Raw genomic sequence first — 18,175 nt, forward strand, 5'->3', positions numbered from 1 at the left:
ATATAATGAAGAAGTTGCAAAATAGAAACGTGAAGAAATATACTTTAGCAGCGCTTTTGATGGGCGTGGGATTGAATTCTTTTGCACAGGAAACAGGCAAGAAGAATGATCCTGAAAAACCGGTCACTATCGATTCTTTTGATGTTGTTCGTGATTATAAACCCATTCTTGCGGATGCTGTGAAAATTCGCCGCAGTCCGGATATGACCAATAAAAGGGAATACCAGCCCAAGTTGTCCTACAACAATATTTTGGATAAGAAATTGGATATCAATACTGGGTTGAAACAGTTAAATGTGCAGGAGATTCCTTTTGCACAACCTTTTGAGCATAGTAGCAACTATGTCAAGTTGGGTATCGGTAACTATAACAGTATATTGGGCGAGGCTTATTTAGCTTCTGAACAGTATGAAAATACACGATTCGGCTTATTTGCAAAGCATCTGAGCCAAAAGGGTAATATTGACGTACAGAAATTCAGTACACAAGATATTGGTATTTTTGGCCGCCGGGTGTTGGATGCGGTAACAGTAAAGGGGACGCTTGGTTACAATCGCTATGGTACAAATTTCTATGGTCAGACCTTTGATCAATCGGGAACAACATTGTTAAATACAAGTCCAGATAAACAGACATTTACTGATATCTATTTAAATGGTGAACTATCGAGTAATGTAGATCCCAAAAATGAACAGGCGATCAGCTACTCGGCGAAAGTTGATGGCTATTTATTTAAAGATGCCTACAAAGCCAAAGAAAACTCAATTGCATTATCCGGTTATCTGAACAAGCGTTTAAGTGCATTTAATGTCGGTGCTAATGTGAGCGTGACGATGAACAACGTGAAAGATAGCGCTGAAGTAAAGAATCATTTGGCCGTAGTCAATCCGTATATTCGTTTTAAAGGCGATAATTATAACGTTACCTTGGGGGCAAATTTAACTTCCGAATTTGGTGATAGCTCACGGTTCAATATTTTTCCTTCAGTAGAAGCTGATTTTGCTTTGGCACCTGAATATATCTCTTTGTTTGCCGGAATTAATGGGGGAGTAAAGCAAGCTTCTTTCCGCAGCTTTGCGAAAGAAAATCCTTATTTGGCCCCGAACGCTAAAATGATTAATTCGATCGAGAAAATGAACATTTATGCGGGATTAAAAGGGAATGCCGGAGCAACTTTTGGTTATAAAGTAAAGGTATTCTACAAACAGATTGAGGGCCTGCCTTTATTTAAAAATAGTGCATTTGGTGATACCCAAAATGGTTATGTTCCTTGGGCATTTGATGTCGTTTATGATGGCGTGATCAATAAGGCGAAGCATATGGGATTTGAAGGTGAAATTAATGTGCGCCTTTCACAACTGGTTAATCTAGGAGGTAGGGTGTATATCGACGATTATAATTTGAGCGATCAAGAGGAAGCTTGGGGATTGCCAAAATTCCGGATGCAGGCCAATGCGCGTTTCAATATCTCTGATAAGCTTTTCGTAGATGCTGAACTTTCTACTCAGGGTAACACGTATGCATATATCTATGATTATAATACAGATGGCAGCCGGATTACCGACAGTGGTCATAAGGCAACAATAGCTTCGTTCGCTGATCTTAATGCAGGCGCAGAATATCGGGTCAAAAAGCAATTTGGTATTTTCGTCAAAGCAAATAATATCTTTGGAAAAGAATACGAACGTTATATGTATTACCCACGATTGGGCTTTAATGTAATTGGTGGTCTTAATTATTCGTTTTAACGAATTAAGATTATAAATTTGCATCTTAAAATAGTGCGCAATGAATCTAGGCAAAAACATCAATAGTTTATTAAAACGTTATGCGGAAGTATACGTGCCGGGAATAGGTGTGTTCAAACGAATTCATTCTCCGGCTCAGTTCGATAAACAGCATAATGTATTTTTGCCGCCAATCTCCTATGTCGAACTTGACTATTCTGCGCAGCATGGATTTAATATCGTTCATTATATCCAGCAACAGGAGAATTTGGGACTAAGTCAGGCGCAGCAGATTTTATCGGATGCTGTTGATAGTCTGCGAGCTGATTTGGGTCAGTTTGGACAGGCTAAACTGGATGATCTTGGCCTATTGATTAGTTACGGTTCAAGTTTAGTATTCAAACCGTTGGATCTATCGGGGTTCGACTTCCAACCGGTAACGAACCTTGTTGCACCGGAGATTGAAACAGTTGTTTCTCCTTTGGAAGGTGAAGACGAGCCTGCGGAACCAGCTTTGGAAGACGAGCCTATTGTAGAAGTCACTCATCAAGAGGAGCTTGTTGAGGAGTCTATTCCAGACAGGCCTGATGAAGCTGAAACGGTGGTGGTTGAAGAAGTTAGCGAAGAGGAAGCTGAAGCGGCAGATGAACTGGAAGCGGTAAAGAGTACGGTTGTTGATGAGCCTGCGCAGGAGACTGGATTAACAAGCAATCGCACCGATGTCGAAACTGAAGGATCTCCGGTAACGGAGGACAAAGATCAGCAGTCTGAACTTGTGGATGCACCTATGGTGGCTGATAACAGTCAATCTATTACTCCAAAAGCAGAAACAGATTCAAACAAGGAAATCGGTGCTATAGCGACCGCTAATGCCAGCTCAACATATGCACCAAATAGCTATGAAGAGGAGCCACGTAATTCAAATGCGATTTGGTATTGGATGACTGGAATTATCGTACTGGCAATGGTTGCTGTTGCGGTGGTTTATACCAATCCTGCGTTGAAGGATTCGTTATTCGGGTCGACCAAGCCTGTTGTAAAAACGGCAGATACGCTTATTCAACCGAAACCGATCATACCTGCCGATACAGTGTCCAATACGTTGCAAGCCGATAGTTTAAAGAAAGTCGATTCATTGGCTACAACCGCTTTGAAAGATTCTGTTAAAAATACAGCAACTGTACCATCGAGTAATGGAGCGGCCAAACCGACGGCTTTGGACGCGAACCCGGTGATCAAAGAATCTATCCCCGTGGCGCAGCCGAGATATCAATTGGTTATAGGCTCCGCAAAGACAATGGCGCAAGCGGAGCAGGAGGCCAAGCGTCTGCGAGCAATGGGCTACAAAACAGCACGCGCTGTAGAGGGAAAATTTAAAAGAAATAGAAAGAAAATCATCTTAAATACCTACATGACTAAATCCGAGGCAGACCTCGCGAAGAAATCTGTAGAGAAAAAGATTGAGGGGGCTTGGGTAGAAACATTATAGAAACTATATAAAACTATTAATAATTATGTCATTAGTACAGGATACAGCAACAGCTGCTGTGGATTCATTTAATCAAGCTGCGCAACAACCGTTACCTGCCGCTGCAAGTACAGAAAACATGAGTTTGATCGATATGATGATCAAAGGGGGATGGATTATGATTCCGATCCTATTGTTGTTTTTTATTGGATTGGTAATCTTTTTTGAACGTTATCTAACCATCCGTCGTGCCGCAAAATACGATAATAGCTTAATGTCGCAGGTGAAAGCGAATGTACTGTCGGGAAATCTGGATTCTGCCTTAGCGGTGTGTCGCTCAAGTAACTCTGCATTGGGACGTATGTTGCAAAAAGGTTTATTGCGTGTAGGTAGACCTATCAAAGATATTGAAGGTGCCATCGAAAATGTAGGTAAGCTGGAAGTTGCCAAATTAGAGAAAAATATTAATATCCTGGGTATCATTGCCGGTATTGCTCCAATGCTGGGCTTCGTGGGTACGATTTTTGGGGTAATTAAGATTTTCCATGAGGTTGAATTAGCAGGTGGTATTGATATCGCTTCTGTGTCAGGAGGTTTATATGTGAAAATGGTGTCATCTGCATCCGGTCTTGCCGTTGGTATCTTAGCTTACTTGGGTTACCATATTTTAAATATGATGGTCGAGCGTTTAATTTTGCGTATGGAAACTGATGCAGTTGAATTTATTGATTTATTGGATGAACCAGGAAGATAATGAATTTACGAAGTAGAAAAAATAAACCATCTGCAGAGGTTCATACTTCAGCGTTGAATGATATCATGTTTTTCTTGATGTTGTTCTTCCTGTTGGCCTCAGCAGTGTCTAATCCTCAGGTCGTTAAGCTCTTGTTGCCAAAGTCCAGCGCAGGAGAGCAATCTGTTGCTAAAAAGACCGTTACGGTTTCGATTACCAAAGATTTAGGTTATTTTATTGACAAAACTCCAGTTCCTATCGAAGGGTTGGAAGCTGCAATTCAATCACAAATGGCTGCCGGCGAGGAGTTGACAATTATGCTTTACGTCGATAATACGGTTCCTATCCAAAATGTTATTTCAGTGATGGATGTAGCCAATCGCTTAAAAGTGAAGGTCGTGTTGGCAACTGAGCCAAAAAAAGATAAGTAACCACCATTAAACTTTTTTTGAGTTTAATGGTCAGCTATTAATATAGGAGATTAATGCGATGAGATATCATCTTCAACATGAAGAAAATAATTTCCCCAAGGCATTGGGGATATCGACTCTGGTCATGGCATCGTTGCTCTTGATTGGTTTTTTTGTGGTGTTTAAGGCGGAAGAACCTCCTATGATAGGTATGGGAGGACTTATTGTCAACTATGGTACTTCTCCAGAAGGTATGGGGGATGACTATATGAGTGTCGAAGAGCCTTCTGTAGATCCGAATGCCAATAATGAGCGTCCTGACCGTATCGATCCTGTGGAAACGCCGACGCCGACCCCAACGCAACAGGTTGCTGAGAAGGCTGTCGTCACTCAAGATCTGGAAGATGCTCCTGCGGTTACAAAGACAGAGAAGAAAGTGGTGTCAAAAGCACCAGAAACAACCAAAGAAGTCAAAGAGGTAGCACCACAGGCGAATGCTAAAGCACTTTTTAAAGGCAATAAAAACAACGGTACTGGAGCAGGTGACGGCACAGGAACAACACCGGGTAATCAAGGTTCCAAATTAGGAGATCCCTTGGCAAGTAATTATGGCGAAGGGGGATCTGGAAACGGTAATATGATGTTATCCATTGAAAACCGCAGCTTCACCCAAAGACCAAGTATCGACGACAATGGACAGCAGGCGGGAAAGGTCGCTGTAGAGTTCAGAGTCAACAAGCAGGGAATTATAACCTATGCGCGTGCTGGTGTGAAGGGAACTACAATTACTGATCCTTCCCTATTGGAAAAATGTGAGCGTGCTGTTAGAGGTGCTCGGTTGAATCAATTGCCGAATGCCCCAGACTCGCAGACAGGACGGATTGTATTCAATTTTAGATTAAGATAAAAATCATTCACATGAATGCTTATAATGAGGCAATCGAGTATCTGTATACTCGATTGCCTATGTTTACAAGGGATGGCGCCTCAGCCTTCAAAAAAGACCTTGACAATACCATCAAACTTTGCGCTGCGTTAGCTAATCCACAGCAAAAATTCAAAACATTGCATATTGCCGGAACAAATGGAAAGGGATCTACCTCCCATATGCTAGCCGCTATCTTAGCAGAAGCAGGTTATAAGACGGGCCTCTATACTTCTCCTCATTTACTGGATTTTCGTGAACGTATCCGCGTCAATGGCCAGTTATGTGACAAAGAATTTGTTGTTGATTTTGTTCATGCGCATCGCAAGATGATCGAACAAGTAGCGCCTTCTTTTTTTGAAATTACTGTAGCGATGGCTTTCGATTATTTTGAGAAAAAGAAAGTTGATATCGCCGTTATTGAAGTTGGCCTTGGCGGACGTTTGGATAGCACCAATATTATTCACCCGTTATTGTCGGTGATTACCAATATTGGGTTTGATCACATGAATCTCCTCGGTAATACGCTGGCGGAAATTGCAGGCGAAAAAGCAGGTATTATCAAAAGAGATACGCCCGTGATCATTTCGGAGTATGCCGAAGAGACAGCTGCTGTATTTTTGAAAAAAGCAGCACTTGAGGAGGCTCCCATACAATTTGCTTCCGACACATATCGGACAAAAATGTTGGGGGTAGATCAAGACTATCTGACAGTGCAAACTATCGATTCTTCTGGCCATTCATCATCATATCAGCTGGATCTGAAAGGTTCTTACCAGGTGAAGAATCTTGCTGGTGTCTTGTGTGCTGTTGATGAATTGCGTAAGCAGGGCTTTGAGATCAGTGATCATCACGTTCATGAAGCCTTGATGAAAGTACAAACGACCACAGGGATCCAAGGCCGTTGGCAACAGTTGTCTAAAGAACCTTTTGTTATCTGTGATACGGGACACAACGAAGACGGAATTCATGAAGTGTTGAAAAACCTGGCGACTACAAACTATGATCAGCTTCACTTTGTCATCGGGGCGATGCGCGATAAGGACTTAACACATATGCTCCCCCATTTGCCCAAAGACGCAATTTATTATTTCTCTGCTCCGGATATGCCGCGTGCGCTGCTAGCCAGTGAATTGCGTAAAGAAGCTCTTGGATTTGGATTAAAAGGGTTGGACTTTCCGAGTGTCGCGGCCGCATTTGATGCAGCAAAAAATGCTTATCAGCAGGGCAATCTTATTTTTGTTGGTGGAAGTAATTTTGTTGTTGCGGAAGTGCTTGCTGGCCTGTCCACTGAACAATAAGAATTGACATTGTAGCGAGATCTATGCCTTGGAAATACATTGATCACAAAAGACTTATCTATTGATAAGTCTTTTGTGATCTATTGTCATTTATACTTAGTCATTTACAGTCAATTCACCGCGGATATCCTTTTCAATCCAATAAGCAACTTCTCTTTGATCTTCTAGTTCGCCCTGAAGATACATTAATTTGGTTACTGCAGCCTCAAATGTGAGGTCATAGCCATTGAGCACGCCGATGGATTTAAGACCTTGTGAGGTTTCATAGCGCCCCAATTCGACCGATCCAACTTTACATTGAGAAATATTGAGGATGTTTTTACCCTGCTCAATCGCTTCCTTTAGTAAATCCAGAAACCACGTGTCAGTGGTGGTATTTCCTGAACCGAATGTTTCCATCACAATTGAACGGACATCGGAGTTTAATACCGCTTTGATTGTTTGCGCAGAGATTCCGGGGAATAGTTTCAATACTGCCACCCGATTATCCAATTTTGTATGCAAGATAAATTCTTTATTAATATTGTTCAATAAAGCATCTGTATTGTATTTGAGGTGAATGCCAGCTTCTACCAATACGGGATAATTTGGGGATCTAAAAGCCTCAAACTTGGCGGAGTTATATTTAAAAGAACGATTACCGCGGAATAATTTATTGTCGAAAAGAATACAAACTTCCTGTATAATAGACACACCATCTTGTTTTGCCGATGCTATTTCAAGGGCGGTCATCATATTTTCTCGGGCATCCGTTCGAATTTCGCCAATAGGCAGCTGGGAGCCTGATAATATAACCGGTTTTTGGAGTCCTTCCAGCATAAAGCTCAATACCGATGCCGTAAACGCCATGGTATCGGAACCATGTAAGATCACAAAACCATCGTAATCTGCATAGTTATCCTTAATAATTTGTGCCATTTCAATCCATATTTCGGGCTTCATGTTGGATGAATCGATAATGGGTTCGAAAGAGTGCACGGTGAGTTTATAGTCTAAGCGACTTAAATCAGGGAGATTACGTTTGATCAATTCAAAGTCGAAAGGAACGAATGTTCCTGTCTCATCTTTAACCATGCCAATGGTCCCACCTGTGTAGATAATAAAGATATTATGCATTGAGTGTTGAAATTATATACCAAATATACGTTTTGAATTTTCTGTTGTGATTTCGGCTACCTTTTCGATGGAAATCTGGTGAAGGTCAGCTACTTTCTGTGCAATGTAGATCAAATAGCTGCTTTCATTTTCTTTACCTCGGAACGGTACGGGAGCCAAATAGGGCGCATCTGTCTCTAAGACAAGGTGTTTTAAATCGATTTCTTTGACCACCTGATCTAAGCCTGCTTTTTTAAAGGTGACGACTCCGCCAATACCCAGAGCGAAACCTAACTCGATGGCCCGATTGGCCTGTTCAAGGGATCCTGTAAAGCAGTGCAGGACGCCAAACAATTTGTCGTCGTGGAGTTCTTCCAGTAATTCGAACAATTCTGTAAAGGCTTCACGGCAGTGGATATCGATCGGCAGATTTAATTCCTTAGCCCATTGAACCTGCGTCCTAAAAGCATTTTTTTGAATTTCAAGCGTGCTTTTATCCCAGTAAAGATCCAGTCCGATCTCACCTATGGCATAGACTTTGTAAGTTTCCAAGCTTTTTCGGATGATTTTTAACTCTTCTAGATAGTTTTCCTTGACATCGCAGGGATGTAATCCAAGCATGGGAAAACAGTGATCTGGATAAGCTGCTACGGTGTCAAATACGGGTTTTATGGAAGCGCTATTTACATTTGGCAAAAAAAGCCGTTGGATATCATTATCAAAGCAACGCTGAAGATTTTCTTGCAGTTTTGTCGTTCCTGCATGGTAATAAATGTGTGTATGTGTATCTGTAAGCAACATAGTTTTCTGCGTGGACGCAGCGGTTAGGGTAAAAAGTTGTTTTTATTATTATCGAATAAAGTGGTGTGCTTAATTACCAAAATTTCAATTCGATCTCCAAAGATAACTTATTAATTAGCAAAAATGAAAAATAATAGCGGATTACTGCTGAAGGACTGGATTCCATTTTTTGCTTCTTCGAAAAAGCGATTTGTTGATGGGCAGTTACTGCTGCATGAATGTCCTATTGTTGCATGTTATTCGCGTTGAAAAGAATGTTGAATAAAAAGAGTTAGCAGTCAAACATACCGTAAGATTTACTGTTAAACAGATAAGCGAGGCGGTTATTGTCCTATTTTTATAAGAATTAATGAGTCATATGATGAATAAGAAGTTAAGCCTGGGTTTATTGACTTTGGCATCGGTTCTGTTTTTAAACAAACTACATGCGCAATCATTGATTGATCCGTCGGTAAAAGATATTATTCAAAAAGCTTTTCAGACCAATAAAGAATTGAAATTGAAGGCCTACGAAGTTGATAAAGCACGTTTGGAAGCCGAGGGTGTAAAAGCAAATCGGCTGCCCCATGTCTCTGCACTCGGATTATACGGTTATGTTCATAGCAATGGGAGCGTTGATATTCCGACCGTTAATATTCCATTACTAAACTTAGGCTTATTTGAAGGAGCAACGGGATTTAGCCTACATGGCCAAGCTGCTTATGCAGGCGTGTCTGTCAAGCAGATTATTTTCTCGGGGTTGCAGATTCCGAATGGAATAAAAGCATTGCAGGAGAAAGCTGTTGCCCAGCAGTACCTGGAATCAGCGAGCCGGGAAACACTTTCAAAAGATATTATTGCTTCTTTCGATCAGCTGATGTTGTTGGATGAAGTTGATAAATTGATCGTGGATTCCGAAAAGCGATTAAAGAAAGAGCAACAGAAGGTGACTAAAGCCATTCAAAATGGACTTGCAATACCTTACGATCGCGACAAGCTGAAATTGGCATTGCTGGAGCTGGAAGAAAAAAAAGTGGTGCTTTCGGGCAACCGCGACCTGTTGTGTCAAAAGCTTGAACAAGAAACCGGGATCTCTTTTCAGAAAGTTGGTGCGATTCATTATGGACTCAAACCTATATTTTTGTCGGAGCTCCCTGGTGATGTTGAGCAGCGATCTGAGCTCAAAGCACTGGATGCTTCGTCCAAAGCCTATGAGTACTTGTACAAAAAAGAAAAAGGGGGGGCGCTTCCGGCGGTCTTTGCCTTTGGCTCTGCAAACTATCTGAATGTATTCAATTCCAAGCTAACTGTTAAAGACCAGCCCCTATTGGGTACTGTCAATTTGCCGCTCAATTCCATTAAGGGTAGTCCCAACTTAATAGTTGGAGTGGGCGTTAAATGGGATCTCTACACGGGTGGCGAGCATCTGAATAAGATTAGACAAGTTAAACTCGATCAACATATCAATACGACCAAACGGGAAGATACACAGGAAAAGTTAAATTTATTATTGAGTAAGAGTACCGTCAACTACACAACGGGTAATCAAAAGCTGAAGGTTGGCGAACAGCAATTAAAAGTAGCTGAAAATAACCTTTCTATGGCTGTGAAGCAATATCAAGCTGGATTGATAGATGTTACAGCATTATTGGCTGCCGAAAACGATTGGTATAAGGTCAATTTAGGCTATTTTAATAATGTGTTGCAGCAACGTACTGCAGCGGTGGAGTTATTACATACATCAGGAAAATTATTACAAACCATACATGAGTAAGATGAAGAATTTATATGGAATATTATTGCTGTTTATCCTAGTTTCTTGTGCAAACCAAGAAAAAACGAAGCCTATTGAAGGGAAAGTGGAGCGTGAGCAGGTAACAGTTGTGACTAAGGCTCCAGGAAAAATTGCAAAGCTACTGGTTGAAGAGGGGGATTTTGTCCATACAGGGGATACGTTGGCCATTTTGAGTATCCCCGAGGTAGATGCGAAAGAGGAACAGGCAAAAGGTGCACTGCAATCTGCCGATGCGCAATATAACATGGCACTCAAAGGGGCTACAAAAGGGCAATTGACACAACTTCAGGCAAAAGTAGATGGTTTGAGGGAACAATATGAGTTTGCAAGGAAGTCGATAGGTCGATTAGATGCACTTTTGCAGGATAGCCTGATTCCACAACAAAAATATGACGAAACCTATGCAAAATATCAAGGGGCTAAAAATCAGTATCTCGCTGCTCAGGCTGAATTAGCCGAAGCTAAAGGGGGAGCTAGACAAGAACAGCAGCTTATGGCTTTGGGACAGAAGGAACGTGCGCTCGGAGCGGTGTCTGAAGTGAAGGTTGCTGCGGGGGAAAAATATATCATTGCCCCACAAGATATGAGCGTGGAGACCATTAATCTGAAAGTTGGTGAACTGGCGATGGCGGGTTATCCGATTATTAATGGCTTTCTTGATCGATCAACCTATTTTAGGTTCACATTGCCTGAAAACCAAATTGGAAGATTTCAAAAAGGTGCTGCTGTAGAAGTGGACATTCCTTATTTGAACCACAAAAAAGTTAAAGCGAAAGTGATCAGTATTAAGGCGTTAAATTCTTATGCGAGCATAGCCTCTGCCTATCCCGATTTTGATCCGCAACAGGCTGTGTTTGAGCTGAAGGTTGTTCCTGAGGATAGTGCTGGTGCTAAAGATTTATTAACCAAAACGCTTGTGGTTCTCCATGCGAATTAAAGGGTTTGAATGTGAAAAAATTTATCGAATTAATCCAACGGGAGTTTAAACTTTTCTTCAATAACAAAGTCTTGCTAATGCTTTTTCTCGGTGCGCCTGTTTTGTACGGCATCTTGGTGGGGCATGTCTATCAACAGGGCAAAGTGACGGAGATGCCGATCATTGTTGTCGATGAAGATAATAGTCCCTTAAGCAGTTCCTTCATAGATATGCTTTCAGATAATGAGAGTATTGACGTTGCCCGTGTATTGCCTTCCCTTTTTGATTCCAAAGATATTGCCATGCAATACGAAGCAACAACGATTGTACATATTCCCAAAGGCTTTGCTTCTGGAGTACAACAAGGCAGGTTGCCCGAAATGACTGTTTTTGTTGATGGAGCCAATACATTGACCTCCAATACTGCAATGATGGCGGTGAATGTTTGTGCGTCAACACTTAAAGCTGGAATCCAAATTCAGGCGCAGATGAAACGAGGTGTTCCCGCGAAGATCGCTGCTCAACAATATGAACCTTTTAAAACAACCTTTGTGAAGCAAAATATTCGAAGCGGCAACTACCTTTATTTTATGCTGCCGGGGGTTTTAATTACGGTCTTGCAACAGGTATTGCTCCTTGGCTTGGCGTTGTCTTTTTCGTCAGAGTTTGAAGGTAACACGTTTCCGGATCTTGTGCGTAAAATCGGTAATCCTATCGGACTTATCCTTGTAAAGATTTTACCTTATATCTTGATGTCTGTAGGCATTTTGATTTTATATTGGGGTTTTGGTCAGTACTACCGTATGCCTTTGCAAGCTGATTTCGGCCGATTTGTACTGTGTACATGTGTATTTTTGCTTGCTGTCTGTTTTATTGGTGTACTGGTTAGTATACTACTGCCTTCGCAGCTAAAATCGACAGAAGTCCTTATGGTGATTGCAACACCCGCTTTTATCCTGAGCGGATTTACCTGGCCATCCAGCCTGATGCCAGAATGGGTGCAGGCGATTGCCAATGTTATTCCATCTACGCATTATCTCCGGATTTTTAGGTTGCTATTTATTCAGCATGCTGAAAATTACCACACCAATAAAGCACTTGTTTCATTGACCATCATTATGGTCGTTAGCTTTACGTTGGCTGTAGTTATCCTGTGGATGAAAATAAGGAAGATTAAAAAGACGATTAAATCATAAAAAATACTGGTACAACAAAAAAGCGGTTTCAACTTAATGAAACCGCTTTTCTGTTCTACTAAAATATACCGTTAAATTACTTTTTCGTTGCTGGAGCTGTTGTCACTGGAGCAGTCGTTCCTGTAGGTGCTACCATACCAGGAGTTGTCGCTGTAGGTGCTGGAACTTTTCCAGGTTTGATATCCAATACTTCTACTTCAAATACTAAAGGAGCGTATGGAGGAATTATACCAGAAGGGCGATCGCCGTAAGCCAAAGATGAAGGGATAACTAAAGTTGCTTTCGTTCCTTTGTTAAACAATTGAAAAGCTTCAGTCCAACCTGGGATCACGCCGTCAACACCTAATTGGAATTTTAATGCTTCGTAAGGACGTTGTGCATTGAATATTTTCTCTTTTTTAGCTACATCAGGAAGGTTTGTATCAAATACTTTTCCAGTGGTCAATGAACCTACGTAGTTTACGTGGACAGAATCACCTACTTTAGCATTTGGTCCTGTTCCGGGTTTCGTAATTACATATTGAAGACCTGAAGCTGTTTTTGTTGTTTTCAAGTTTTTATCCTTGATGTATTTCTCCAATTTTGCAGGTTCAGCAGCTTTATGCTTGTTCAATTCTTCTTCAAAGTATTTCTGAACTTGTTCACCCAATTGTTGATCAGTCAACTTTCCTTTTTTGAAATGTTTTTTGACCTTTATGGAGTAAATGATGAATTTATCCGCGAATTCTGGTTTTGGTTGATGAGTTTTAGCCGCCATAGAATCCAAATTGATTTTGAATACCAAGCTATCGCCTTCACCTACGTATTTGAATAAACCTGTAGGGTCACCTGGGTTTTTTGCAATAATACTATCTGGATATAATTGAACGATCTGAGGGACTCCCATGTCATACGTACTTTGCATTGTAGAATCTCTGTCCGTTTTCACAACCATGTCAAGTGCTAATAAATCGCCAGATACCGCTTTTTCTTTTGCATTATCATCCACGATTTTATACTCAAGACCACCTTCAGCCTTTTTGAATTTTTGGCATGACGTCATCAAAAGACCGGCAGCCGCGAAAAATAGAATTGCTTTCTTCATTTTCTAATGTATGTTACTATATCTTATTTTGTTAATATTTCTTTATAATTTGGTAAAACCGATCTGAATTTGGACACTACCGCTTCTAAGCTTTCTTTCGAATTGCCCCCTGAAGCATTAAGATGCCCACCCCCATTGAAATACAATTTACAGATCTCATTGCAAGGAACTTCTCCAATCGAACGCAAAGATAGTTTAATTTGTTCATTTCTATCAATAATTAACGCTGCCAATCGAATTCCTTTAATAGAGAGTGCATAGTTGACCAATCCTTCCGTATCACCGGTGATAACTTCAAACTGCGTGAGATCCGCTTTTGTCACATGGATAATAGCCGTATTATATTCATGAATGACTTCCAATCGATTAAGTAAGCAAAACCCTAAGAATTTAAGACGGCCTTCAGAGGAACTATTGTAAATCTCTTCGTGGATCGCCCAGTTTTGCGCACCACAATCGATGAGGGTTGCTATAATACGGTGGATTTCGGCTGTTGTAGAACGAAAGCGGAATGAACCGGTGTCGGTCATGATACCCGTATAAAGGCAGGTCGCCATGTCTGCACTGATATGTTCCGAATCTTGCATCTCATACGTTAAGAAGCGGTAGATCAATTGTGCTGTCGCTGCTGCAGATGGATCCCAAAAGGCGTAGTCTTCAAATCCTTCCGGATCTAAATGATGATCAATCATGCATTTGATTCCTTTCGCTTGGCGAATGGGTTCGGCCATGTCGTGAATCCGCGCAAGGCCATTAAAATCTAAGCAGAAAATGAATTCAGCCGCATCAATCTGTTGATTGTGCAGATCCATATTCTGCGTATAAATTTGTACATTTTCTAAGCCTGGCAACCAATCCAAAAAGGCAGGAAAGTCTGAAGGCACAATCAGATTTACGTGGTGTCCTTTTGCGACCAACCAAAAATATAAACCTAACGATGAGCCTAATGCGTCTCCATCTGGTTTGTAGTGCGTTGTAATTACAATGCGTTTTGGTTTGGCCAATAATTCTTTTAATTCTTCTGATTTCAGCATAGTCATATTAAGTCTGCAAACCTACTATAAAAAAATTAGATTAGACAAATTTTTTATAAAGATCTTTTCACACCTTATTGCATTTGAGGGTTATTTTAAAAAATTGATTTCCAGCGTTTTAAAACTTATATACATAGACTTTGAAATCGCGCTTCATACAGATTAAATAATTGGCATTGTCGCCATAGTTAATTGGTCCATAATAGAACTTCGAGAAGCCTTCTACCGGGAATCCCTCCTGGACCAGACCATCGGACCCAAAAACATAAATCATGCGGTTGTCAGTACCAACCCCTATGATATCAGATTTTCCTATTCGTTTAAAAAACAAGGGTCTGTTGCTGGCATCTTCGATAAATTTATATTCAAAGTAGGAAGAAGAGTCTCTTGCGCTATATGCATTCAGTTTGTTTTTGGACAGTATGACAAAGTCTCTGTCAGCACCACCGCTAATATCTTCGAAATTAAAGAAAGCATCTCTGCTCCAATCGCCTAATTTAATTTTTTTTGCATCACCCTCAAATGGTACTTTGTAAATGCTGCCTTTATTGTCTGCCAAATAAATGAAAGAATTTTTTTCGTCAGATGCAGCCATTAAACCAATTGGATTTTTAACACTTTCCCCATCCGTATCCAATGTCTTTTTATGGATAATTTTACCGTTCTGATCAAAGAAATAAACCGAAGCTGTGCTTGTACCTGCAATAATGTAATTTGTCTGCCCCAAGGTGGTGGTTTTTAAATCAAATATAATTCGACCATCCACAGAATTATTTTCAAAGCCATCTACTTTTTTGCCAGCTAAGGTATAAGCCAAGATTCGATCTGTCGCTGGAATGTAAATACGTTGTTCTTTATTGAAGTTAGCGAGTGTCGCTCCGTAGGTTGCCTTCGACGGTAGTTCAACCGAAAAACCGGTCATATTTTTCCCGTCGGGCATAAAGCGGTACAATCGGTTTTTTGTTACGGCGATAATACTGAGATCCTGTAACTGTATAGGCTCGCCCAAAATTTCACCTTGAAAGAGGTTTTGCCAAAGTTCTTTTCCATCCGGAGAGAAGGCGTGTACGGTATGATCTTGTTCTTGAATCAGGATAAACTTGTTCTTTCCATCTTGGTCGAAGATCCAAGGCTTATTAATAATCCGGCTTTCGAGCTGCACCGTCCACTCAGGTTTGCCCCCCAATCGCGTATCGCTTTTATAGAGGGCGTATAAACTGGAGGAAAATGAGCCTTGATTGCCGCTGAGCTGATAGGACCACGAATAAAAATTCTGAAAGCCATATTCATCCTCATCTCTAAAATTCTTTGCAAACTCCGCTTTTAAGTTATTCAAAATAGTGCTCTTACTGGCTTTAGGTTCTAAATAAAATGTCACATTACTACGACTGTTCTGTAATGCTGCATGATTTTTGAAAATCGCCGTTCCCGACAGAAATTGCTTTTCCCGGAAAGATTCCCGATAGTCGCTCAAGATCCCGGTTCGGCTGGCTATCACCATAATATTGTCGACAACGGTAAAATAGGGGCGGTTAAAATTCTTGAACGGTTCGCCAAAGAGTGCATATAAAAGATTCGAATATTTAAATTGATAGATCGAATCGCCAACAGCAGTACTGAATTTTTTGAGGTTATCTGCAAATTTTGTCGAATCTGAAATGCTGATCAAACCGATAGCATCCTGGTTGTCCAGCTCTGCAAGAGCAAATTCATCGTTGAATATTGGTGCGATGATACTGTCAAAGGATACTTGACTGTCCTCTTCAAAGTTTTTTATGCTCTTTGCCAATCGGCCATCTTCTTTCTGTTGTACGAACAAAGCTTTCAAACCACTACGAAAACTATGAGGATCTGAAATACTAAAGTCGATATAAGATGCTGCATTTTTAGGAAGATAATTACCCAAGGCCTGCACCTGAGCTGTCTGCGTAGCAAATAACTGTAGGTAGCTGTTTTTGCTGTCCGTAAGCGCAGTTTCGCCTTTAAAGATAAATGCATCCTTTTTAAAATTCATGTTCCAGGAGGTTTGTCCTTTCAGCGAATCTATTAGGCCTAGATAATTGCCGAACTTGGATTTCATCAATATTCGGGCAAACTGAGATAGCTGTTCATTGAAAAAATAGAGACTTAGGGGAGTGTTTTTATTGTTGTGGTTGACAAAGAACTCAATCTGTTTTGTATTTATTTTCTTTACATTTTTGTCAAAGATCTGAGCGAGTACTTTTTTGGAATAGCTGGCAAAAATAATTTCGTGAAAATAGGAGCAATAAAGTGTGCTGTCTTTAGTGCCTTGGTTAAGTCCATAAAATCGGTGCCCTAAGGTATCAAAGGACTGTATTTTATAATTTTTCCCGACGTTGCCAAGTAATGTTGCCAAGGCCTTGTTATCTAGACTTTGCCCCACCTGGACACTATACAAAGGTGTAATCTGCTCTTTTTCCTGGTGAAAAGAGAGCAGTATCTGCTGTCCATCTACTAGTGGTGCAAGCTGATCGTTTTGTAATAAATCTTCTTTCAGACGCTTGAGGTGGCTGAAATTTTGCTGGCCAATAATTGCTTTAAAGAGTTCATAGTCGTTAAAGATCGTATCCACCGTTTGATCATTTGTAAAGGAAGCAATCGCTAATGTATTTTCGGGAAGGTATTGTAAGGCTTTAGAATCTTGTTTGTTATTTTTATTAAAATCTCCGAAAAGGTAGATCGTGGCCGCGATGACCGCGATGAATAATATCACAGTGATGATGATTGTTTTTTTCATCCTTTTTATTTTTTTCATTGGCTGATAAATTTGACTTATATCGTTACTAACTTGCCCGTTGATACGATTAATGCAAATTTCATCAGAACAAATATGTTTGAAGTACTCTATTTTCGCAAACAAGAGAGTACATTAAATTCGAATTTTTGATGGCGATGAAGTATTCATGAAGCCAATGTTTCTCATGGAGATAAAATCATTGTACGTCTTTCAATAACTCGGTGAGCAGCATGAAGCTCATGAAGACCCATACGTAGAAACAAACCTAATAAAAATATATGGGAAGAGACAGAAATCGTTCCAATAATACCTCTTTATCACATAAATTTAACAAAAAATTCCTTATTTTGATCGGTTTTTAATACATTTATCGCTAGAAACTCATTTTCAGCATTCAATCAACATAATGAATAAGAAAATCATTTTAGCCGCTTCTTTGTTGGGAGCATTAGCTGTAATATTAGGTGCCTTTGGTGCTCATGGTCTAGAAGGAAAGGTAAGTACATATCATATTGAAACTTGGAAAACGGCCAATCAGTATCATTTCTATCATACCTTTGCTTTGTTATTTTTATCTACTTTTTCCCGAGCCAAGACGTATTCGATTAAAGTATCCTTTATTGCTTTTCTCATTGGTATTCTATTTTTTTCGGGATCCTTGTATATTTTAAGCGTACGAGAAATAACAGGTTTTGGTAATCCGTCTATTTTGGGCCCTATTACACCTTTAGGCGGTCTTTCGTTTATCATCGGTTGGGTAGCGTTATTTATTGCGGCACTGAAGAACAAGTCGTAATTTCATTTGCTAATTGCATCACTCGATACAGATCGATACGTGTATCTAAAATATAGGAGCCTTCCCGGATAGATTTCAGGAAGGCTCTTTTAGGTTATAGTTACACGGTGAATGTATTGTTTTTTGGTTGTGATTTCGCTTATACAACAGTGTCAAG

The 18,175-nt window shown here is 40.4% G+C and carries 16 protein-coding genes; 11 read left to right on the forward strand and 5 right to left on the reverse strand.

Features of this window, described 5'->3' with window-relative positions:
* Positions 1-5: 5 nt before the first annotated feature.
* From B3139_RS13180 to B3139_RS13205, 6 genes are read left to right on the forward strand one after another with little or no spacing between them, the layout of a single operon-like run.
* Positions 6-1,748, forward strand: coding sequence for a TonB-dependent receptor (locus tag B3139_RS13180; RefSeq protein ID WP_293883815.1), 1,743 nt, complete (start codon positions 6-8; stop codon positions 1,746-1,748).
* A gap of 40 nt (positions 1,749-1,788) precedes the next feature.
* On the forward strand, positions 1,789-3,216 hold the full coding sequence (locus B3139_RS13185; protein ID WP_293883817.1) for an SPOR domain-containing protein: 1,428 nt from the start codon (positions 1,789-1,791) through the stop codon (positions 3,214-3,216).
* Between the two features lie 25 nt (positions 3,217-3,241).
* Positions 3,242-3,949 carry a MotA/TolQ/ExbB proton channel family protein gene (locus B3139_RS13190; protein WP_209580578.1) on the forward strand — a complete coding sequence of 236 codons (708 nt, stop codon included), beginning with the start codon at positions 3,242-3,244 and terminating at the stop codon, positions 3,947-3,949.
* On the forward strand, positions 3,949-4,359 hold the full coding sequence (locus B3139_RS13195) for an ExbD/TolR family protein (protein WP_209580579.1): 411 nt from the start codon (positions 3,949-3,951) through the stop codon (positions 4,357-4,359). The genes B3139_RS13190 and B3139_RS13195 overlap by 1 nt, the downstream gene beginning before the upstream one ends.
* 58 nt (positions 4,360-4,417) lie before the next feature.
* Positions 4,418-5,245: an energy transducer TonB gene (locus B3139_RS13200; protein ID WP_209580580.1), complete on the forward strand. Its 828-nt coding sequence runs from the start codon at positions 4,418-4,420 to the stop codon at positions 5,243-5,245.
* 11 nt (positions 5,246-5,256) lie between these two features.
* Entirely contained in the window at positions 5,257-6,564 is a 1,308-nt protein-coding gene (locus tag B3139_RS13205) for a bifunctional folylpolyglutamate synthase/dihydrofolate synthase (protein ID WP_293883823.1), read from the forward strand.
* Positions 6,565-6,660: 96 nt separating this feature from the next.
* On the opposite strand, the gene B3139_RS13210 is transcribed toward B3139_RS13205, so the two are convergent.
* Both B3139_RS13210 and B3139_RS13215 read right to left on the reverse strand, forming a co-directional pair.
* Positions 6,661-7,680 (reverse strand): asparaginase, encoded by a 1,020-nt coding sequence (locus tag B3139_RS13210; protein WP_209580582.1) that lies wholly within the window; start codon positions 7,678-7,680, stop codon positions 6,661-6,663.
* 12 nt (positions 7,681-7,692) lie between these two features.
* Entirely contained in the window at positions 7,693-8,460 is a 768-nt protein-coding gene (locus tag B3139_RS13215) for a TatD family hydrolase (protein WP_293883825.1), read from the reverse strand.
* A 123-nt stretch (positions 8,461-8,583) separates the two neighbouring features.
* Here B3139_RS13215 and B3139_RS13220 point away from each other — a divergent pair, with 123 nt between their 5' ends.
* The 4 genes from B3139_RS13220 (at position 8,584) to B3139_RS13235 (ending at position 12,346) form a co-directional block, all read left to right on the forward strand.
* Complete coding sequence (locus tag B3139_RS13220; RefSeq protein WP_293883827.1) at positions 8,584-8,709, forward strand: hypothetical protein; 126 nt, start codon at positions 8,584-8,586, stop codon at positions 8,707-8,709.
* Between the two features lie 109 nt (positions 8,710-8,818).
* Complete coding sequence (locus tag B3139_RS13225) at positions 8,819-10,213, forward strand: TolC family protein (RefSeq protein ID WP_293883829.1); 1,395 nt, start codon at positions 8,819-8,821, stop codon at positions 10,211-10,213.
* 1 nt (position 10,214) lies between these two features.
* On the forward strand, positions 10,215-11,171 hold the full coding sequence (locus B3139_RS13230; RefSeq protein WP_293883831.1) for an HlyD family secretion protein: 957 nt from the start codon (positions 10,215-10,217) through the stop codon (positions 11,169-11,171).
* Between the two features lie 11 nt (positions 11,172-11,182).
* A complete protein-coding gene (locus B3139_RS13235; RefSeq protein ID WP_293883833.1) occupies positions 11,183-12,346 on the forward strand; it encodes an ABC transporter permease in 1,164 nt (387 codons plus the stop codon).
* 76 nt (positions 12,347-12,422) lie between these two features.
* On the opposite strand, the gene B3139_RS13240 is transcribed toward B3139_RS13235, so the two are convergent.
* The 3 genes from B3139_RS13240 to B3139_RS13250 form a co-directional block, all read right to left on the reverse strand.
* Positions 12,423-13,430, reverse strand: a complete 1,008-nt coding sequence (locus B3139_RS13240; protein WP_293883835.1) for an FKBP-type peptidyl-prolyl cis-trans isomerase — start codon at positions 13,428-13,430, stop codon at positions 12,423-12,425.
* A gap of 23 nt (positions 13,431-13,453) precedes the next feature.
* A complete protein-coding gene (locus B3139_RS13245; protein ID WP_293883837.1) occupies positions 13,454-14,464 on the reverse strand; it encodes a DHH family phosphoesterase in 1,011 nt (336 codons plus the stop codon).
* A 118-nt stretch (positions 14,465-14,582) separates the two neighbouring features.
* Entirely contained in the window at positions 14,583-17,222 is a 2,640-nt protein-coding gene (locus B3139_RS13250; protein ID WP_293883839.1) for a hypothetical protein, read from the reverse strand.
* A 406-nt stretch (positions 17,223-17,628) separates the two neighbouring features.
* Between B3139_RS13250 and B3139_RS13255 the strand changes: the two genes are divergently transcribed.
* Complete coding sequence (locus tag B3139_RS13255; RefSeq protein ID WP_293883841.1) at positions 17,629-18,018, forward strand: DUF423 domain-containing protein; 390 nt, start codon at positions 17,629-17,631, stop codon at positions 18,016-18,018.
* Positions 18,019-18,175 lie beyond the last annotated feature (157 nt).

The sequence above is a fragment of the Sphingobacterium sp. UBA1498 genome, assembly GCF_002325125.1.
Taxonomy (GTDB): Bacteria; Bacteroidota; Bacteroidia; order Sphingobacteriales; family Sphingobacteriaceae; genus Sphingobacterium.

What these genes read in the sequence shown, in the direction of transcription:
- B3139_RS13225 (WP_293883829.1), top strand. Translation starts at nt 8,819, where the DNA reads ATGATGAATAAGAAGTTAAGCCTGGGTTTATTGACTTTGGCATCGGTT.
- B3139_RS13220 (WP_293883827.1), top strand. Translation starts at nt 8,584, where the DNA reads ATGAAAAATAATAGCGGATTACTGCTGAAGGACTGGATTCCATTTTTT.
- B3139_RS13250 (WP_293883839.1), bottom strand. Translation starts at nt 17,222, where the DNA reads ATGAAAAAAACAATCATCATCACTGTGATATTATTCATCGCGGTCATC.
- B3139_RS13185 (WP_293883817.1), top strand. Translation starts at nt 1,789, where the DNA reads ATGAATCTAGGCAAAAACATCAATAGTTTATTAAAACGTTATGCGGAA.
- B3139_RS13210 (WP_209580582.1), bottom strand. Translation starts at nt 7,680, where the DNA reads ATGCATAATATCTTTATTATCTACACAGGTGGGACCATTGGCATGGTT.
- B3139_RS13245 (WP_293883837.1), bottom strand. Translation starts at nt 14,464, where the DNA reads ATGCTGAAATCAGAAGAATTAAAAGAATTATTGGCCAAACCAAAACGC.
- B3139_RS13200 (WP_209580580.1), top strand. Translation starts at nt 4,418, where the DNA reads ATGAGATATCATCTTCAACATGAAGAAAATAATTTCCCCAAGGCATTG.
- B3139_RS13180 (WP_293883815.1), top strand. Translation starts at nt 6, where the DNA reads ATGAAGAAGTTGCAAAATAGAAACGTGAAGAAATATACTTTAGCAGCG.
- B3139_RS13190 (WP_209580578.1), top strand. Translation starts at nt 3,242, where the DNA reads ATGTCATTAGTACAGGATACAGCAACAGCTGCTGTGGATTCATTTAAT.
- B3139_RS13230 (WP_293883831.1), top strand. Translation starts at nt 10,215, where the DNA reads ATGAAGAATTTATATGGAATATTATTGCTGTTTATCCTAGTTTCTTGT.
- B3139_RS13255 (WP_293883841.1), top strand. Translation starts at nt 17,629, where the DNA reads ATGAATAAGAAAATCATTTTAGCCGCTTCTTTGTTGGGAGCATTAGCT.
- B3139_RS13205 (WP_293883823.1), top strand. Translation starts at nt 5,257, where the DNA reads ATGAATGCTTATAATGAGGCAATCGAGTATCTGTATACTCGATTGCCT.
- B3139_RS13195 (WP_209580579.1), top strand. Translation starts at nt 3,949, where the DNA reads ATGAATTTACGAAGTAGAAAAAATAAACCATCTGCAGAGGTTCATACT.
- B3139_RS13215 (WP_293883825.1), bottom strand. Translation starts at nt 8,460, where the DNA reads ATGTTGCTTACAGATACACATACACACATTTATTACCATGCAGGAACG.
- B3139_RS13240 (WP_293883835.1), bottom strand. Translation starts at nt 13,430, where the DNA reads ATGAAGAAAGCAATTCTATTTTTCGCGGCTGCCGGTCTTTTGATGACG.